Annotated in this window: 14 protein-coding genes; 10 read left to right on the plus strand and 4 right to left on the minus strand. The window is 43.5% G+C overall.

All coding sequences use genetic code 11. The features are described 5' to 3' along the window. Positions 1-136: 136 nt before the first annotated feature. Positions 137-1,717: a hypothetical protein gene (locus BN3769_RS03445; RefSeq protein WP_068467593.1), complete on the plus strand. Its 1,581-nt coding sequence runs from the start codon at positions 137-139 to the stop codon at positions 1,715-1,717. 247 nt (positions 1,718-1,964) lie between these two features. Next, on the plus strand, positions 1,965-3,446 hold the full coding sequence (locus BN3769_RS03450) for a coiled-coil domain-containing protein (RefSeq protein WP_068467595.1): 1,482 nt from the start codon (positions 1,965-1,967) through the stop codon (positions 3,444-3,446). Positions 3,447-3,710: 264 nt separating this feature from the next. On the opposite strand, the gene BN3769_RS03455 is transcribed toward BN3769_RS03450, so the two are convergent. Beyond that, positions 3,711-5,303, minus strand: coding sequence for an ATP-dependent DNA ligase (locus tag BN3769_RS03455; RefSeq protein WP_068467612.1), 1,593 nt, complete (start codon positions 5,301-5,303; stop codon positions 3,711-3,713). A gap of 1 nt (position 5,304) precedes the next feature. Further along, positions 5,305-6,321 (minus strand): ligase-associated DNA damage response exonuclease, encoded by a 1,017-nt coding sequence (locus tag BN3769_RS03460; protein WP_068467614.1) that lies wholly within the window; start codon positions 6,319-6,321, stop codon positions 5,305-5,307. A 509-nt stretch (positions 6,322-6,830) separates the two neighbouring features. Here BN3769_RS03460 and BN3769_RS03465 point away from each other — a divergent pair. From BN3769_RS03465 to BN3769_RS03480, 4 genes are all read left to right on the plus strand, one after another. After that, positions 6,831-9,197 (plus strand): glycosyltransferase, encoded by a 2,367-nt coding sequence (locus BN3769_RS03465; protein ID WP_068467616.1) that lies wholly within the window; start codon positions 6,831-6,833, stop codon positions 9,195-9,197. Between the two features lie 99 nt (positions 9,198-9,296). Beyond that, positions 9,297-9,917 carry a DedA family protein gene (locus tag BN3769_RS03470; protein WP_068467618.1) on the plus strand — a complete coding sequence of 207 codons (621 nt, stop codon included), beginning with the start codon at positions 9,297-9,299 and terminating at the stop codon, positions 9,915-9,917. A 74-nt stretch (positions 9,918-9,991) separates the two neighbouring features. Then, complete coding sequence (locus BN3769_RS03475; RefSeq protein ID WP_068467620.1) at positions 9,992-10,660, plus strand: transaldolase family protein; 669 nt, start codon at positions 9,992-9,994, stop codon at positions 10,658-10,660. A gap of 5 nt (positions 10,661-10,665) precedes the next feature. Continuing rightward, positions 10,666-11,841 (plus strand): class I SAM-dependent methyltransferase, encoded by a 1,176-nt coding sequence (locus BN3769_RS03480; RefSeq protein ID WP_068467622.1) that lies wholly within the window; start codon positions 10,666-10,668, stop codon positions 11,839-11,841. Positions 11,842-11,946: 105 nt separating this feature from the next. Here the strand turns inward: BN3769_RS03480 and BN3769_RS03485 are convergent, their stop codons facing one another. After that, positions 11,947-12,555, minus strand: coding sequence for an HD domain-containing protein (locus BN3769_RS03485; protein WP_068467624.1), 609 nt, complete (start codon positions 12,553-12,555; stop codon positions 11,947-11,949). A gap of 219 nt (positions 12,556-12,774) precedes the next feature. Here BN3769_RS03485 and BN3769_RS03490 point away from each other — a divergent pair, with 219 nt between their 5' ends. Then, the gene (locus BN3769_RS03490) at positions 12,775-13,410 is read left to right on the plus strand and encodes a hypothetical protein (protein WP_068467626.1); all 636 of its coding nucleotides are present in this window, start codon (positions 12,775-12,777) and stop codon (positions 13,408-13,410) included. A gap of 171 nt (positions 13,411-13,581) precedes the next feature. Here BN3769_RS03490 and BN3769_RS03495 read toward each other — a convergent pair whose 3' ends face one another. Then, on the minus strand, positions 13,582-14,058 hold the full coding sequence (locus BN3769_RS03495) for a hypothetical protein (protein WP_068467628.1): 477 nt from the start codon (positions 14,056-14,058) through the stop codon (positions 13,582-13,584). Positions 14,059-14,477: 419 nt separating this feature from the next. On the opposite strand from BN3769_RS03495, the gene BN3769_RS03500 reads away from it, so the two are divergent. From BN3769_RS03500 to BN3769_RS03505, 3 genes are read left to right on the plus strand one after another with little or no spacing between them, the layout of a single operon-like run. Continuing rightward, a complete protein-coding gene (locus tag BN3769_RS03500; RefSeq protein ID WP_068467629.1) occupies positions 14,478-16,322 on the plus strand; it encodes an FAD-dependent oxidoreductase in 1,845 nt (614 codons plus the stop codon). Between the two features lie 3 nt (positions 16,323-16,325). Next, entirely contained in the window at positions 16,326-16,469 is a 144-nt protein-coding gene (gene ccoS, locus BN3769_RS14660) for a cbb3-type cytochrome oxidase assembly protein CcoS (protein WP_228840607.1), read from the plus strand. 15 nt (positions 16,470-16,484) lie between these two features. After that, a complete protein-coding gene (locus BN3769_RS03505; protein WP_068467631.1) occupies positions 16,485-16,997 on the plus strand; it encodes a QcrA and Rieske domain-containing protein in 513 nt (170 codons plus the stop codon). Positions 16,998-17,011 lie beyond the last annotated feature (14 nt).

The following is a 17,011-nucleotide window of genomic DNA, read 5'->3' on the forward strand; positions in this document are numbered from 1 at the left end:
AATGAAAACTTAATAAATTTTAATTATAATATAATTTAAAAGTTATTAGATTATTTAATTAAACAAGAGTTTATTAATAAAATAATATTAAAACTATATTAAAATATAACTAAGATTTTACGTTAAAGAGGTGGCTATGGGTAGTGTATCATCTTCTGGTCCAAATCCGGCTTCTCAGTTGAACATTATCAACCAGGCCTTTAAAGAAGGTCAAGAAGTTAAAAATTTAGGTGTGAATAAAGGCAGCGATGGTCAACGAGTCTTTGAGCAAGTCGGCGATAGAAAGGGAAAGAGTCTGGAATCAGGCGAAATTATTTATTTTAGGGTAGCCAACTTTATTAATGATAATAAAGATAAATTAATCAAAGAAAATAAAGGTGAATTGGAGCAACTAGAACAATTGGTGGAGAAAAATATCGAAAAAATTGAGAAAAATACAACCGGTTTTCTAGCTTTCTTCCGCTATCTTTTTAATCCTGAAGCTAAAGCTCAAAAACTCCAACAAAAACAGTACTTAGAAACACTGCGCGATTTTGTAAAACAAATTGTAGAAGAAAAAAAATCTCAATCGGCACAAATAAAAACCCCAGAAGGTCTAGAAGAAGAGGTGGCATCGATTGGAGAAGAGCGAGCAGCGCAGACAGAAGAAGAAAAATCACCAAATAAACCGCCTCTTTTTTCGGGTATTAAGAAGCAGCCTTCTTCTACAGAGCCATTTCCTACTGAGCAGCTCTCGGATCTTCCTCTTCCCCCAAAAACTCAGAAGGAGAAACTAGAAGCTCCTTTGGAGCAAACGTCTATTGAGAAGGAATCTATAGAGAAAAAACCTACAATAGAGACGGAACCCACAACTGTTAAGGTGGGCATTCCGCCTCCTTTTCCAGGTAACATTCCCCCTCCTCCCGTCATGGGCGCTCCACTTAAGCCTAAATTGTTTGAGGGAGAAAAAGCACCTCCAAAAGGCATTGACGTTAATAAATCTCCTAAAGATTTAGCAAACGAATCCGATGAGGTTATTCAACAAGAGGTTAAAGAAATCCAAGAATTTATCGGCAATTTAACGGGGGTCTTAGGTAGAGTTGAAAAGAAAATTAAAGATCTGGCAACAAAAGAACAAGACTTAGAAATCAATAGAAAGAACGTAGAAATCGCGGAAAGCAAGCTAGAAAAAATTACTAAAACGTATGGCAGGCTTAAAGCGGACGAAGAGAGCGGAGCGCCAGAAACAAAAATGATGGTGAATATCGATTCTAAAAATAGCCTTGAGGTCCTCTTTTATTCGGATACGGTTTTTAATGAGAAAATGCAAGGTCCTAAAAATGAACGTCCTCTTAAAGGACAAAAAAGATCCGACGTTCTTAAAGCTTTTGAAAAAAAATTCAAAGAAGTAGAGAACGAGTTAAAGAGCTGCCAAGATAATATAAGGAGGCTAGAGCCCGAAGTTGCCGAGTTAAAAAAACAGGACGGCGAGATTTCTGGTGCAGATCTTGCGAAGAGCTTGACAGCAAAAAAAGAGGTTATGCGTAAATGGAATCTGGCTCTAAAAAGACGTCAAGATAAATTGGCTGGCAAAGAAGTCAAGGAATTTAAATTTGCTCCTCAATCGGCTGGAGAGGCCGGTCTCTCTTCCGAACAAATAAAGGCCAAGAACGATTTAGGAATTCTTTTTAGTAAGCTTGAGGATGCATTGCTTAAAATAGAGATTCCAAGCGAATAAGCGTTATCCTTTTTGATTCCTATCAAAATCAACTAAACCATGCTCCTATTGAAAAATAGGAGCATGGTTTTTTTTTGCCAATTTTATAAGTTTGATTTACTAATTTATAGATTTTTGTTTTTTAAATATTGTTTACAATAAAAATTAAATAAATCTTTAAAAAATATTATTTTAAAATAAACAAATAGTTTGATATAATTGATTTAAATTTTATTAATTTAATTAAAAAATAAAAGAGGTGTAATAAATGAATCCTTATTCATCTAATGGAGCATATAGTCAATTCCACCTAGTTACGGAAGGTTTTGTAAATGGAATTGATATGGGTTACAAAGCTAATCGAAATGCGGCAGGAGAATTTACGCTGCTTGGTCCTAAGAGCAAGACAAAATGTGAAAAGGGAAATGTTGTTTATTTGCGCGTTGCTGATTTTATTAACAATCATAAGATTGCTTTAACAAAAAATGAACAATCCTTTAGAGAGCTCAATGAATTGAAATCTTGCTTAAATGATAGGGTAACGGAAATTAAAGCGAGTACGACAGGGATTTGGAGCTTTTTCCGTACTTTATTCAGTTGGTCGTGGACGGAAAGACAGCGCAAAATAGAGAAAGGTGAATATTTACATGCTCTCATGAAATTTGTTGGCAACGTCATTGAAAGTAAGGATAGGCTTGCCTTAGAAGGGAAGGAATCCGAAGAAACGCCGATAAAAACGCCAAGTCCTGAGACTTTAACGCCTATCCCAACGACCAATCATGTGACATCTATTCCTACTCCTCCCCTTCCTTTCATTCCAAATCCGCCTTCTCCTCCTATTGGCAATCCTATTCCGCAACCGATTCATTCGATTCCCCTTCCTCCTTCAACGACAACAAATAGCTTTCCTTTGCCTCATTTAATGCCAAAAGAAGAGCCTAAGCCTTTTGAAGGAGAGCCTCTTCCTCCGAATTTTTCTGGAACAGATTGGAAAACGCTTGATTTTGAAGCAATTAAGAAGCAAGTTGAAGAGATTGAAGCTTATCTAAAAGCAATGAATGTGGTTATCACAAGAGTGGATGCTAAAACCAAGAAAATGACGGATTTACAATCCGAAAATACTAAGCTTGGTAAAGATATAGATGGTTATGAAAGCCAGTTAGAAGGAATTGAGGCTAATTATCAAAAAATTAAGATGGATCATGAGCTCGGTGATTTAATCCCGGAAACAAAGTTGTATAAGCCAACGAAAGAGGGCTTCGAAGAGTATAGCTTCTTCTCTGATGCTGAATATGATAAAAGAATGAAAAGCCAAGAGTTTAAAGATGATCGTCCTGTTAAAGGGCAAAAAAGATCGGCTGCTTTTCAATCTATCGATCAAGTGAGAAAAGACGTATTGGAGAACAAAGAGTGGGCTTTAAATAAGATCGAGGAAAATGAGCGTCAATTAAGTCTGTTAAAAGTAAAAGATGGAGAAGTGCCTGCTGACAAGTTCGAATGGACATTGCGTCAAAAGAAATCCTCTATTCATAAATGGAACGTTGAGCTGAGAAACCGCAAGGCTAAATTGGCTGGAAAAGAAAAAGCGGGAGCAAAATTCTTTGAACAACGAGCTAAACTGGCTGCAGCAATCTCTAATCAAGGAGAGGCTGAAAAATCTAGATTGGCACGCTTGCAAAAAGAGAACAATAAGAAGCTTGAATATAATGATAAGGATCTATTCCAAAGAGTGATCCCTGAATTGGCTTAATCCGTAATAGAAGGGCTTATTTAGCCGATACACCTGAATTTGGAGTTTTGCCTTTCGACTGCGCATAACTTCTAATGCGAACAAGGGACAAGCCGGTCTATATTAAAAAATATTGACCGGCTTGTCCTTTTTCATTTGAGACCATTTTCAACTCGGTCTCAAAAGCAAAAAAATCCAAACTCAGGTTATGAGTGGTTTATGACAGTTTTTTAGCGCTTTCGTCTACAGGAGAAAGGAACTCTTATAAACTTTGAATGAGAGCCTTTATTTCGGGATGGAAAGCAGGGCTTTCAAGGTCTCAAGCGTATCGGCATCTTCGGGCTTCTTGTCCCGGCGCCAGCGTTGAATGCGGGGAAAGCGCACAGCCACGCCTGATTTATGGCGCTTGGAGGGTTGGATCGCTTCAAAGGCGATTTCAAAAACAAGTGCGGGCTTGACTGAGCGAACGGGACCGAATTTTTCTAAAGTATGCGTTTTGATAAAGCGATCGACTTCGGCTAGCTCTTTTTTCGTCAGCCCCGAGTAAGCTTTGGCAAAGGGAATAAGCTGATCTTGATCCCAAACGGCAAAGGTATAGTCCGAATACACATTTGCACGCCATCCATGACCCTTTTGGGCATACAGCAGGACGCCGTCAACGGTAAAAGATTCAATTTTCCACTTCCACCAATCTCCTTTTTTGCGTCCGACATGATAAGGCGAATCTCTCTTTTTTAACATGATCCCTTCAGCCATATGCGCGCGCGACTCTTGCCTTTTTTCTCGAATCTCATCCCAGCTTTGGTGGGCAAGCAAGGGAGAGAGGCCTAAAAAGGGTTGAGCGGGTAGTTGTTGGAATAGCTGTTCCAGCTGCTGACGGCGGCGCTGAAAAGGATACGCCCGCCAGTCCTCGCCTTTCCATTCCAGCAGGTCGTATGCTAGAAAAATGACGGGAATTTGCTTCAAGATCGCAGGGGTAATTTTTTTGCGTCCGATGCGCTGCTGCAGGATTTGAAAGGGAAGGAGAGAGCCGTTTTGGATGGCCAAAATTTCCCCATCCAGGACGCAGCCGTCAGGCAAGAAATCTTTTAAATTCATGAGCTCGGGAAAGCGGTCGTTGACTATTTCTTCTCCGCGCGACCAAATGGTTAAAAAATTTTGCCGATGGACAAGCTGTCCGCGGATTCCATCCCACTTCCACTCGGCCGACCAATCGGAGGCAGGGCCCAATTTCTCTAGCTCCTTATCAAGAGGATAAGCTAAGCAGAAAGGATAAGGACGCGTTAAATGCGCTTGCTCTTCGCTTTGGACAGTTAGAAAATCGGGATTAATGTCTGTCGGCTTCCATTCGCCCATGAGACGGTGGGCAATTACATTGCTTTCAATGCCCGTGACCTGAGACAGGGCGCGGACAAGAAGATTTTGGGAAACGCCTAAACGGAATCCTCCAACGAGGATCTTATTGAAGACGAGCCTTTCTTTGGCATGCGATTGGTTCCACAACTCCAAAATAGAGGCTTTCTTCTCGAGAAGCGTTTGCTGCGCCAGGCTTTCAATTCTTTGCATCCATTGAGATAAAGAGCTTGGGATTGCTTGTGCAGGAGGCGGAAGAAGCAAGGCGATTGTCTCTGCCAAGTCTCCAATGACGTGATAGGTTTCCTCAAAAAGCCATTCGGGCAAATGAGTGCTCTCCAGAACCCATTCCTTTAAATAACGGCTGCTGACTGTCCGCTTAGGCTGCCTTCCGGTAAAAAGGGCAATCATCCATATGCGGTCCAACGGAGCAGCTTGGCGCAGGAAATCTTCTAAGGCCTGAAGTTTGTCCAGCGTTTTATTTGTCTGATCTAACCTTAAAAATAGCTCTACAAAGTCATTCATATCAATCCTCTTGGTCGCCCTCTCCTTCTCCATAAATGGTAAACGCTTCTTGCGCCTCATATCCTTGCTCGGTCAGCCAGCGGGCAAAAGCAGAGGTAAAGCCATGGGTCACGATAATGCGCTTTGCACCTGTGGCTTGGATGGCCTGCTGTAGGGCAGGCCAGTCGGCATGATCGGAGAGCGCAAAGCCGCGGTCTGCTCCTCTTCGGCGACGAATGCCGCGCAGGCTCATCCAGCCGGATACATAGCCGGTACGGCAAGGATGAAAGCGGTTGATCCATGCGCTTTGCGCAACGGAAGGAGGGGCAAGCACTATTCCACCTAAAAGCGCTTGTTTGGGGATTTCAACCGTTACTTTTTGAAGGGGCGGAAAGGCAAGAGGACTTTGCTGACGAATAATCTCTGTCATATTCCAAACTGCTCCATGGGCATAAAGGGGACCAATAGAGGGATCCAATCCGTTCAATAGCCGCTGCGCTTTTCCCAGCGCATATCCAAGTAAAATAGAGGTGATGCCCTGCTGGCGATTGAAGCGACACCAGGCATTGATTTCTTCAAAGACCGCTTTTTGCGGCTCCCATTGAAAGCAAGGAAGGCCAAAGGTGGATTCTGTAATGAAGACATCGCAAGGAACGGGCTCAAAAGAAGGAGCGAGGCCATCATTTTCAAGCTTATAATCTCCGGACACCACCCATACTTCTCCTTGCGCTTCTAAGCGAATTTGTGCAGACCCGATAATATGTCCCGCCGGATGCAAGGAGACTTTGACGCCATTGATGAGAAGGCGCTCTCCATAATCAATCCCATAGCACTGCCTATCAGTTAATCCCAAACGGTATTTTAGAAGGGGAAGGCTGTCTTTTTGAGCCAAATAGTGGCGGCAGCCTCCATAAGCGTGGTCTGCATGCGCATGCGTAATGACGGCCTTATTGACAGGCTTCCAAGGATCAATATAAAAGCGGCCTTTAGGACAATAAATGCCGCGGGAGGTAAATTCAATCAAAGCCTGCTTGACCATGCTTCACCCAATTTAAATAGCCTCTGTTTTAAAAGATTTCTTAAAACGGCTAATGGCCTAGATTTGAGTTCTTTTCCCTAACGGGGGAAAATAATTTTGAAGAGAGACAATTAGCGAGTCGGCGATTGTTTCTTAATAAAATGACGTCTTCTTTATTAATAAATAATTTTTTATTAAGATGGCATCTTATTGTCCTTATTACTTAAATTTTTTATTGTCGTTGTGACAAAGCTTGCTTAGCTAAGGAACCTATATTCGAATTCTTCTCATAGACCTGAGTGTGGAGTTTTTTTTGCCCTTTGGAGCGATGGGAAAGCTCTTGCAGATGAAAATGACAAGAGGGTCCCTATTTTTTAATAGGGACTACTTTGCCATTTGTTCGTCTCCGCAGCTTTGATTCAGTCTAAAGGGTAAAAAAAGTCTAAACTCAGGTTATAGGGAAAAAATAACCCCGAATCCGGGCCCATGTCGAATTGACTACACGTTCTAAAAAAGGAATAAATAAGCGCATGAAAGAAAAAGAAATAGATGTCTTCGATGCCTTTATCGACCTCTACGAAAGAGGACAATGGACGGAAGCCCTGCGCACAATCATTTCGCATCCTTTTATTGCGTATGATGCCCTGTATTCTAAAGAGAAGAAAATTTTCTCCCGCTTTGCCAATTATGCGGATGCTTGTGTCTTTAAAGGCGGCTTGGAATTTAAGCATACTTGCCTAGTCTTGGAAGCCATATGCGAGGAATCGTCCCATTTAAAAATTTTGTTAAATGAATTTTTGAACGTTATTAAACAAGAATATGTCCTCTTTTCTTGCCATCTTGCCCCCTTGGATGTTCTTAAAGACTTAGAGGCGCCCGACTCTCTAAAAGAATTCTTTATAGCCTTCAATCATCAAACAGCAGAACAAATAGAGAATAAAGAGGGATTTCTAGATCCGCTTCCCCCTTTGTATCGGCCTTTATTTGAAAAAAAATGGCAGATAAAGAAAGGACGGGAACAGCTGCAGCAGAGAAAGCCTGATTTTGGCAAATTGATAGAAGAAGAATATTGGATTTATAGACAGCCTTGGCATGTTTTTAGCTATGCTCTTCCCCTTCAACCTATTCAAATACAAGCAGGAGAGGTTCCCCTTATTTTTTTGGAGCCTTTAGAAGGAGTGGACTATCGCGCTTTTCTGCAGCCTTATTGTCAAAAGGCGTGCATTTTGGTCTTTCAGACCTTTGCGCATTTTTCTCATATGCTGCAATTTACTGATTTGCAAGCGCTATTGGTAGAGCCGCATGTCCACCTGTATATCATGGAATTGTATCCCAACGAACAATTTAACGGTCAGCATCTTCGTTGGGACGTTCCCAAAACGCTGCAGCCGATTTTTATGATTTCTTCTCCTCTTTTAGAAGCCGCGCTGCCGGCATTCATGCAAGCCCTGACAAGTTGTTTGACACAGTCGAAAAAAGAACTAGAAGTAGATACGCCCAGCGGAAATTGGCTCTTTCAAGTGGCAAAACGAATGCTTTCCTCTATTGAAGCGCAACGATATGGGAAAAGCCGGGCAATGGCCGTTAGCATCGAACAAGGTTTTTTAAAATGGTATGACCCCCATAAAGGCCCGGCTCCTGATCTGGCCGATCTAGGCCCCTTGCCTGTGGATTATATGCGGGATATTATCCAAGAAAACAATCAAAAAAGGATCGCCAGAGCATTCGCTCCTAAAACCAAGATACGCCTGGCCCATATTGTCCCGCAAATCGTCGATGGAGGCCATGCCCCGACAAAGCTTCTAAGAACGCTTTGCACATTTGCTGACAACGAGTGGTTCGACCTGTTTGTTTTTAGCTCGGAGCGCATCAGCGATCATTTGCTATCCTATCCGATTGCGCCTTATATTTCCCCTTCCTCATGGCATAGGGGCCAGCTGACGATCAATTTGCTTAAATCCTCGCTCGTCTCCGTCTGGATTGATCCCGAGTCTTCGACTTATGAAATGGCCGCGGACCAACTTCAATCCCAACTTGAACAGCATCAAATCGACATTGCCGTTTTTCATGGTCCGGATGAAATTAACAGCGTCGTTGCTTCTTCAACAGATATTCCTATCCGTATTTTATTTGATCATGGAACGCTTCCTTCCTATCCTTGCTTTGATTTGATCATTTTGAGCACGGAGGAAGCCTATAATCAGAATCATGACGCTTTTCGCAGGCAAGGGATGGAAAGCTGCGTTCTGCCTTTTTCAATTGATATCCGGCAAGACTGGGAAGAGCTTCCTTTTCCAAGAGAGATTGTAAGACTGCCGAAAGACAGTTTTATCATGACAACTATTTCTAATCACTTGGATAATCGCTTAACGCCGGAGATGTGCCATGCCATCGGTGAAATTCTCAAACGCTGCCCAGAAGCCGTTTATGCACCGATCGGAGAAGTTCGTAAAGAAAGCGTCTGGCGGAAAATATTTGCCGAATATAACGTGAACGACCGGGTGATCTTTTTAGGGCAGTGCCGAAATCCCAGCCAGTATGCAAGATCTATGAACTTATATTTAAATGAATTTCCTTTTGGAAGCGGGCTGGGAATTTTAGATGCCATGGCAGCCGGATGCCCCGTCGTCTCCATGTACGATGAAAAAGGCCCTCAACAGGCGCGTTATGCAGCAACTTATTTTGGAATTGACTACGTCGTTCGTTCAGGAAAAATAGAAGATTATATTAACTTAGCCTGCCAACTCATTCAAGATAAAGCAATGTATGAGAAATGGTCGAAACATGCCATTGAACAATATGAAAAAAGGATGAATACCCAGCACTATGTCAGGCAATTTGAGAAAATTGTAGAACAATTTATTGATTACTATCAAAAACGTCCGTCTACAACGTAGTTTTTATTCTTTTATTTTGAAAATTATGAACACAACTCATTAAAATAAAAAGCTGAAATTATTTGGAATAAGCACGATTAATAAGAGCATACAGATTAAATGGATTATTTACCCGATCATGAAACCCTGTCTCTTTGGTTGGTTCAATATGGCAGCATTACCCTATTTGTTTTGCTTACCATTGGCATTGTTGCTCTTCCCGTTCCTGAAGAGACCCTCATGGTCCTAGCAGGCACTGCTATGAGCAAGGGATATTTGAATATTCCTGCAACCGTTATTGCTGCTTATGCAGGTAGTTTATGCGGCATTAGCATCAGCTATCTATTGGGCCGAACGCTTGGTCATTACCTTATTCAGCGTTATGGAAATTTTTTTGGATTAACAGAGCTTCATCTTCAAAAAGCCGAAAGGTGGTTTGAGCGTTTTGGCAAGTGGACCCTATTTATTGGCTATTTTATTCCGGGAGTGCGCCATTTTACAGGCTTTTCTGCCGGCATGGCAGAGTTGAGCTTTAAACACTTTGCCTTATATGCCTATACGGGTGCTATTTTTTGGGCCTCCACCTTTCTTTCCATTGGATATTTTTTAGGGCCAACCTGGATCTCTCTTCTTTTTGAGCATATCGAGATAGACATGGACGAAGCTTTTATTGGTTTGGTCGTTATTGTGGTCTGTTATTTGGGAATTAGGCTTATTTTGAAAAAAATGCGTTCTCAATAAACTCTATCCCGGCTAGTTGCTTGGTATATCCCTTCATGTTGAGGCGCTTTCTAACTTATTGAAAAGGAAAAAAAATGGATATCTGGCTTGATTCGGCGAATATTAAAACACTACAAAAAGCGGTGCGCTTTGGTTTGCTATCAGGAGTAACGACCAATCCGGCTATCATAGCCTACGCCAAGCGCAATATGGAAGATATTTTGGAAGACTTGCTTCACTATCAGGAAGGGCCTGTGGCAGCCCAGGTCGTTGCTGAAAGTACAACTGAAATGGTCCAACAAGGGCAGACCTTATATGATTTTTCCAACCGCCTTATCGTCAAAGTTCCCGTCACAAAAAACGGGCTGGAAGCCATCCACTTATTAGCTAGGCAAGGCATTCCTACTATGGCTACAGTCGTCTTTCATCCACGCCAAGCCTTGATGGCCGCCCTGGCAGGAGCCAATTACGTCGCCCCTTATATCAACCGCATCGAAAAAGCGGGCGAAGATCCTTGGAAAGTGTTAGCTTGCATCCTGCATATTTTTCACAATTACCGCCTGCAAACCAAGGTATTGGGCGCTTCTCTTAGCAGTGCCGAGCAAGTGATCAAATGCGCAGAAGCAGGGATTTACGGAGTGACGCTTAAGGAAGAGATTTTTGAAAAAATGATAGAGGACGACGCACTTACCTCTCAAGGCGTGCAGCAGTTCGCTGAAGATTGGAAAAAAGCCGGCCTCGTCAATTCTTCTTTTCTATCTTGAGGCCCATGCAGAAAGAAAGCTTGGACTCCATTTTAAAAAGAATTTTTGAAGAGCGGTGTTTAATTTTAGCTGTTTTAAGCTCGCCTAGAAAAAAGCAAGAAAGCCAAAAATTAACGCTGCGCCCTTTGTTGATCCAGGGCCAGCTTTGCTATCAGGCGACAGAAATGCGCGGGCAGAAAGCCCTTCATTACAACCTGTCCGCTCAAGAATGCGCGAGCGCTCTCAAAGAGCAGTTTGCGCATTTTAAACAAGGCATTTTTTATACGTCCGAGGCTGATTACCATATTCTCATCAACAAGAAGCACCAGGCAACGATCTTGCAAAAACCCCCTTCCAAATCCGGCAACTCTCTTTCACTGACTCATAACCGAGCTAAGCAATATTTGCTTCCAGAAGGCATGCCGATTCCTTTTTTGGTTAGCTTGGGCATCATGAATGCGCAAGGGAAGGTATTGGCACAGAAGATGGATAAATTCCGTCAGATCAATCGTTTTGTTGAAATGATTGATGATGTGCTGCCTCATTTAGCGCAAGACCGCCCTTTGCATATCATTGATTTCGGTTGCGGCAAGGCTTATTTGACTTTTGCCCTCTATCACTATTTGAAATTTAGTCAGAAGCGGCAAGTGAATGTGATCGGCCTGGATTTAAAGCAAGACGTCATCCAGCACTGCCAGCAATTGGCCGAAGAGCTGGGGTATGAAGACCTGCAATTTCTTTTAGGCGATATCAACCGCTATGAAACGGCGCAGCCTGTCGATTTAGTCGTCTCTTTGCATGCATGCGATACGGCAACAGATGCAGCTTTGGAAAAAGCCATCCGCTGGCAGGCCCAGGCAATTTTGTGCGTGCCATGTTGCCAACATGAGTTATTTAAACAAGTGCGCAATCCGGATTTGGCCCCTCTGCTCGACCATGGCATCTTAAAAGAGCGTTTTGCTGCTTTGGCAACAGATGCAGCCCGGTCTCAATTATTAGAGGCCTTGGGCTATCATACCCAGGTAATGGAATTTATCGATCTTGAGCATACGCCTAAAAATTTACTCATTCGCGCCATTAGACGTTCAAAAGATATTGATTCCGAGCAAGCGCTAAAAAAATATGCGGCCTTTAAGCAAGCGCTGCAAATTCATCCTTCTTTAGAAAGGCGTTTCCAAGCAGAACTAGGTCTGCCTTCATAGGAAAGAAGTTGATTAAAAGACTGCTTTAAAACGGTTAATAGCTTGAATCCGAGTTGTCTCTAGAAGTCGGCGTGATATAGGTTATTATGGGTTTTTGGACAGCTTCTAGGAAGAAGGCTTTTTTCCTTTACCGCCATCAATCCAATGTGGGTCCTCGCGATCGCCCATCCACCAATGGTCCGAAGCTGTTTCTTGAATGGCCTCTGCCAGCTGTTTTCCCTCCTTCGTCTTAATGCGCTTAAGGCCATTTTGAAACCAGTCATGCGCACGGGCATTTCCCAATTCTTGCTCTCGCTTGAGGACAAGTAAAAGCTCAATCTGATCGGCGTCATGGGCCAGGCGCGCTTCAAGGCTTTCTTCTTGCTCATAATCCTCGATCCAACTGACAATTTCAGGGCCCAGGTCGGATCCCTTGCTTAAATCTTCTAAGGCTTTGTTTAAATGGGCTGTGACGTATTTCTTTTGAACGTAATTGAGATCGCCAATGCGTGATTCCGGCAAATCGTGGACTAGGCATAACATGATGAGTTTGTAGCGATCGACCGGCTCGGAAGACAGATGAGCCAGCGCATAAGCGATAAGGGCAACCCGAAAGCTGTGCTCAGCAACAGATTGCTCTCCCGATCCTAAGAAGGCAAAGCCGGAACGGGGAACATGGGCGAGCATGCCAATTTCATTCAATAGATTGACGAGTTCTTGTAAGGAGGAGGACATAAACGTTTCCCTTAGTAAAATGATTACCCTTTATTTGATCTTTAAATTTATCTGTTAATTCTTTTGAAGACAAATAAGTAATAATAAATAACCTGAGTGTGGAATTTTTTTGCCCTTTCGATTGAACCAAAGCCGCGGAAATGAACAAATGGCAAAAGCTTTCACGTCAGTCCAAAGGGCAAAAAAACTCTACACTCAGGTTAATAGCGTTGAGGTTTTATGGTTCATCCAATTCAAAGTGGTTGCTCTCCCGAGCCGATTATGGCTATCTCTGTTGTAGAGCCATTGCGTCCTTTTTTTGAACGCTTGATTGATAAAAAAATCAATCATATGGCGCTTAATGCATTTGAAAAAATAGTAGATTTTTTATGTCGCTATTTGTATGCCGCTTATAACCGACGGTTAGAGTACAAGCTTGCAATCCTGAATCTTGCCAATAATTTGGATCAAACCCATCCGGCCCTTTTTGTTGCCGAAAAAGTGCATCATTTTATGGATGGAACGCCTCTTTATGATCGCACGCGTGAAGGAATTGCAGGAATAAGATGCAAAAGAATGATCAATTTAGTAACAAGAATGGAAGCTTATAAATGCGATTACATCACTCTTAACGGCAAAATCGTGCGTTTTAGCGAAAATCCTGAAGAAGACCTCCTCTTTGGCAGAGCCTATGCTACCCACTCTGTCAGTGTGCAAAATCATCCGACAGATCCGCATTTAATTGAAATTATTGAAAAAGAGGTAAATCGCGAAAATAAGTGGGTTGTCAATCCCTCTCAATTGGTGGAGCACCCTATTCGCTTTGGTCAATTGCAAGTGGGAACCGAGTCCCTGTATTTAGCTCGCGAAGCGTAAATGCCCTCAAAAACCAAAAAGCCTAAGAAACCATCCTAAAATCGCTAATGACTTAGATTCGAGTTATTTTCCCTTAAAAGGAAATAAATTCAAATATAGGCGATTATGAGTGTTAAGAAACCTTCTGAGGCTTTTTGGTGTTCAAGCAAGCCATCCTTATTCCTTAGGCACTCAAACCGGAAGCCTTGCCTCCTGTTGCGCATTAAGCAAAGGAACAATTTCCTCCTTAATTGCCTGTTTGATGACCGAGCCTGCGATCGTGCCTCCCACTACAGCGCTGCCTCCCGTTACAATAAATAGGCCAAGATCTGTTAAGCCTGTCCCAACTGCATAGAGAATAGGATTGTTCATTTGCTGGCCTGCCGATAAACAACCTTGTCCAGCCGCCCATATGACGCCTGTCGCCACAAATCCTATGACAGTCGTCGTTGTAGAAGAGGGGGTTACAGCCTTTAAAAAGCTAACCGCAGATTTTAATACCCCGTGTCTTGAAGGCTCTTCGCTTGTTGCATTGATCGAATGCCTGGCCACATCCCGAACGGTCAAGTCTTGCCCGGAAAGGGAATTGTTCCTTCTGTGCGGCTCCGGTCTTATTTCTATGATTGTCTCAGGTTTAGAGGCAGAAGATGTTGGATCTAAAGTTGCCATCTTAATTTATCCTCCTTAGTTAACCCGAACTTTGGAATGATTGATTTGGAATTTAAGGATTTGCAATCTTTAATTTAAATTGCCTTTTGCAGTTTTTATTAATGAGACAGTTCTGCCTTGGCTTGCACGCTAAATTCCAGGCAAATCAATCCAAAATAAAGGTGAATTTTAGATATTGCCATGCGAAAGTGGATGCATGGCTTAAGGTAAAGTTAAAAAAAAAGATATATATAATCAACTTGTCTCCTCAATAAATGCATTGGATTTCTTGTAGAAAAGAATCATAAAATCTTTTTCAAAAACAAATTAGTTTGCTAGATTGCTAACAAAAACAAGTTTTAATTTGGATAGGGCTTTTGATGGATTTATCTTACTTATCCATTTGACTTGGACAGGGCAGCGAGCGGGAGATAAGGCGCATGACGGACGAACAAGAGACAAAAATCATTCAGGCATACAAGGAGTTGTATGACGTCACAGTGCCTGATCTCGATTATTTTATCCGTCAGATTGATTGCCGGGATGGATGTCCTGTTAAAACAGACGGCCGCGGCTATATGTTGGCCTTGCATGCCGGCAATTTATTGGAAGGCTATAAAATTGCGCGCGGCCCCAATCCCTTCGCGTCCATCTGCGGCATGATTTGCGGCGCTCCTTGCGAGGTGACGTGCCGTCGCGACCGCGTGGACAAAACGCTGACTATCCGTGCGCAGAAGCGCTATTTGGATGAGTGGTTTGGCTTAGACAAAGAAGCCCACATCAAATCGCTTGAATTCAGCTATGCGCGCGGGTCGACCCATCCACAGCCGAATGGACTGCGCGTCGCTTGCATTGGAGCTGGAGTGGCGTCTTTGACTTGCGCGCATGACTTGCTGCGTTTGGGCTATGCCGTCGATGTTTACGAAATGATGCGCATGCCGGGTGGCATGCTGGTCTATGGCGTGCCTACCTACCGCCTTAAGAATGAAATTGCCATCAATGAATGCTATGCCATTGAACATTTGGGCGCTAAAATTTACTACGACATGAAAGTCGGCCGCGATATTACAATGACCGAGCTGATGCAGACATACAATGCCGTTTTCATCGGCGTTGGCTTATGGAAGTCCCGCGATCTTCCCATTCCTGGAGCGGACGAGCCGGATATCATTCGAGGAATTGAGTATTTGCGCGTGCGCTGCGCAGACGAGCCTTGGAAAATTGGCGAGCACATGGTGGTTGTGGGAGGAGGAAACGTTGCCTTCGACGTTGCGCGCACTTCTGTCAGAAACGGCGCTAAGACCGTGACCATGGTTTGCTTGGAATCGCGCGACGAGCAGACTGCTGATGAGTTCGAAATTGAGGATGGCCTAGAAGAGGGCATCAAAATCATCAACCGTGTCGGTCCGATTGCTGTCGAGCGCGATGCACAAGGACGTGTGAGTGGATTGCGGGTGCAGCCCATTTATTCCCTTTTCGACCATACGGGACGATTTGCGCCCAAATATGTCCCCGATAGCCAATACGTTATTCCTTGCGATACCATTGCCTTGGCAATCGGACAGGCCATGGACTTAAGCGTATTTGACGGATGGGATAAAAAAGATGAATTGAAAATAGAGCGAGGGGTCATTAAAACCGAAAGAGAATCGGGACGTACTTCTGTCAAAGGCGTTTACGCGGGTGGCGATGCGGCTTTTGGACCGGCGCTGTTTATAACGGCTATTCGCCATGGCCAAGAAGCGGCCCGTTCGATCGATAGTGACCTGAGAGGAACCAAACCCTATCAGGAATTTTCGGCAGAATTTACTGAAATCCCTCCTATGCGGGATAAGACTTATTTGCGCACCAAATGGGCTTTGCCGTCTATGCAGCCGCCGGACGTGCGCGTGAAAAACCTCAACATGGTGGAGAATAATTACACGGACGAAGAGGCCCACGAGCAGGCCAACCGTTGTTTGCAATGCCATATTTCCCCTGTTTTTGACGGTACTTTATGCATTAAGTGCAATGGCTGCGTCGATGTTTGCCCATGCAATTGCCTTAAGCAGGTTCCCATCAGCAAGCTCAATTTGGATCTAGGAGAAGGAAATTTGCGTGCGGCCGTCGATAACTTCTATGGAGTTGATTCGGCCTCTATGACTGATGAGGACTTGGCTCAGATGGGAACGGCCATGCTTAAAGATGAAGACCTTTGCATTCGTTGCGGGCTATGTGCAGAAAAATGTCCGACTCAAGCCGTGACAATGGATGTGATGAACTACTCATTTCGCTGGATAGGATGATTTATGGTGTTTTGGACCATTATCAGTTCGATTATTGCTTCGCTAGCGGGGTTGGCCGTCTATCTTTATTATTCGCGCAAAGGACAATTCGAAGATCCCGAATCTGTTAAATATCAATTATTCCGAGAAGAAAATCCTGATAGCTGAAAATGAGAAGGAATCATGCCTAAATATCGCAATTCATTAAATGTTGATCCCAATGATAAAGACCCTTTGATTTCCCGCCGCTCTTTTCTTGCCTTGATGGGCGTTGGCGCTTGTCTGATTGGGGCAGGCCAGATGGTGGGGGCTTCCCTTCTTGGCTTTCTTTATCCCAATGCCATGAAAGTGCCTCCAAGCGTATTTTCCATTGGAAGGCCGGAGGAAGTGCTGGCCCGCGATGGAAAGGTCTTTTATCCCAAACAAAAAGTTTTTATTGAAACCCAGGCCGGCAAAGTCCGCGTGCAAACGGCTGTGTGCACGCATCTCGGATGTACGGTGAATATGGTTGAGACAGGGTATGCCTGTCCGTGCCATGGTTCTACCTATGATCGCCATGGAAAAAATACGGGGGGACCGGCCCCTTTGCCTCTGGTTTATTTTCAGGTCTTCAAAGCTGCTTCCGGGGAATTAATGGTCGATAAAGCCAAGACCACTCTTGATTTTGAAGCTGCGTGGTATAGGCCGAATGTATAAAAGTTTAGAAGGAG

It is taken from the genome of Candidatus Protochlamydia phocaeensis (assembly GCF_001545115.1).
GTDB lineage: Bacteria > Chlamydiota > Chlamydiia > Chlamydiales > Parachlamydiaceae > Protochlamydia_A > Protochlamydia_A phocaeensis.

What these genes read in the sequence shown, in the direction of transcription:
- BN3769_RS03445 (WP_068467593.1), top strand. Translation starts at nt 137, where the DNA reads ATGGGTAGTGTATCATCTTCTGGTCCAAATCCGGCTTCTCAGTTGAAC.
- BN3769_RS03450 (WP_068467595.1), top strand. Translation starts at nt 1,965, where the DNA reads ATGAATCCTTATTCATCTAATGGAGCATATAGTCAATTCCACCTAGTT.
- BN3769_RS03455 (WP_068467612.1), bottom strand. Translation starts at nt 5,303, where the DNA reads ATGAATGACTTTGTAGAGCTATTTTTAAGGTTAGATCAGACAAATAAA.
- BN3769_RS03460 (WP_068467614.1), bottom strand. Translation starts at nt 6,321, where the DNA reads ATGGTCAAGCAGGCTTTGATTGAATTTACCTCCCGCGGCATTTATTGT.
- BN3769_RS03465 (WP_068467616.1), top strand. Translation starts at nt 6,831, where the DNA reads ATGAAAGAAAAAGAAATAGATGTCTTCGATGCCTTTATCGACCTCTAC.
- BN3769_RS03470 (WP_068467618.1), top strand. Translation starts at nt 9,297, where the DNA reads ATGGATTATTTACCCGATCATGAAACCCTGTCTCTTTGGTTGGTTCAA.
- BN3769_RS03475 (WP_068467620.1), top strand. Translation starts at nt 9,992, where the DNA reads ATGGATATCTGGCTTGATTCGGCGAATATTAAAACACTACAAAAAGCG.
- BN3769_RS03480 (WP_068467622.1), top strand. Translation starts at nt 10,666, where the DNA reads ATGCAGAAAGAAAGCTTGGACTCCATTTTAAAAAGAATTTTTGAAGAG.
- BN3769_RS03485 (WP_068467624.1), bottom strand. Translation starts at nt 12,555, where the DNA reads ATGTCCTCCTCCTTACAAGAACTCGTCAATCTATTGAATGAAATTGGC.
- BN3769_RS03490 (WP_068467626.1), top strand. Translation starts at nt 12,775, where the DNA reads ATGGTTCATCCAATTCAAAGTGGTTGCTCTCCCGAGCCGATTATGGCT.
- BN3769_RS03495 (WP_068467628.1), bottom strand. Translation starts at nt 14,058, where the DNA reads ATGGCAACTTTAGATCCAACATCTTCTGCCTCTAAACCTGAGACAATC.
- BN3769_RS03500 (WP_068467629.1), top strand. Translation starts at nt 14,478, where the DNA reads ATGACGGACGAACAAGAGACAAAAATCATTCAGGCATACAAGGAGTTG.
- ccoS (WP_228840607.1), top strand. Translation starts at nt 16,326, where the DNA reads ATGGTGTTTTGGACCATTATCAGTTCGATTATTGCTTCGCTAGCGGGG.
- BN3769_RS03505 (WP_068467631.1), top strand. Translation starts at nt 16,485, where the DNA reads ATGCCTAAATATCGCAATTCATTAAATGTTGATCCCAATGATAAAGAC.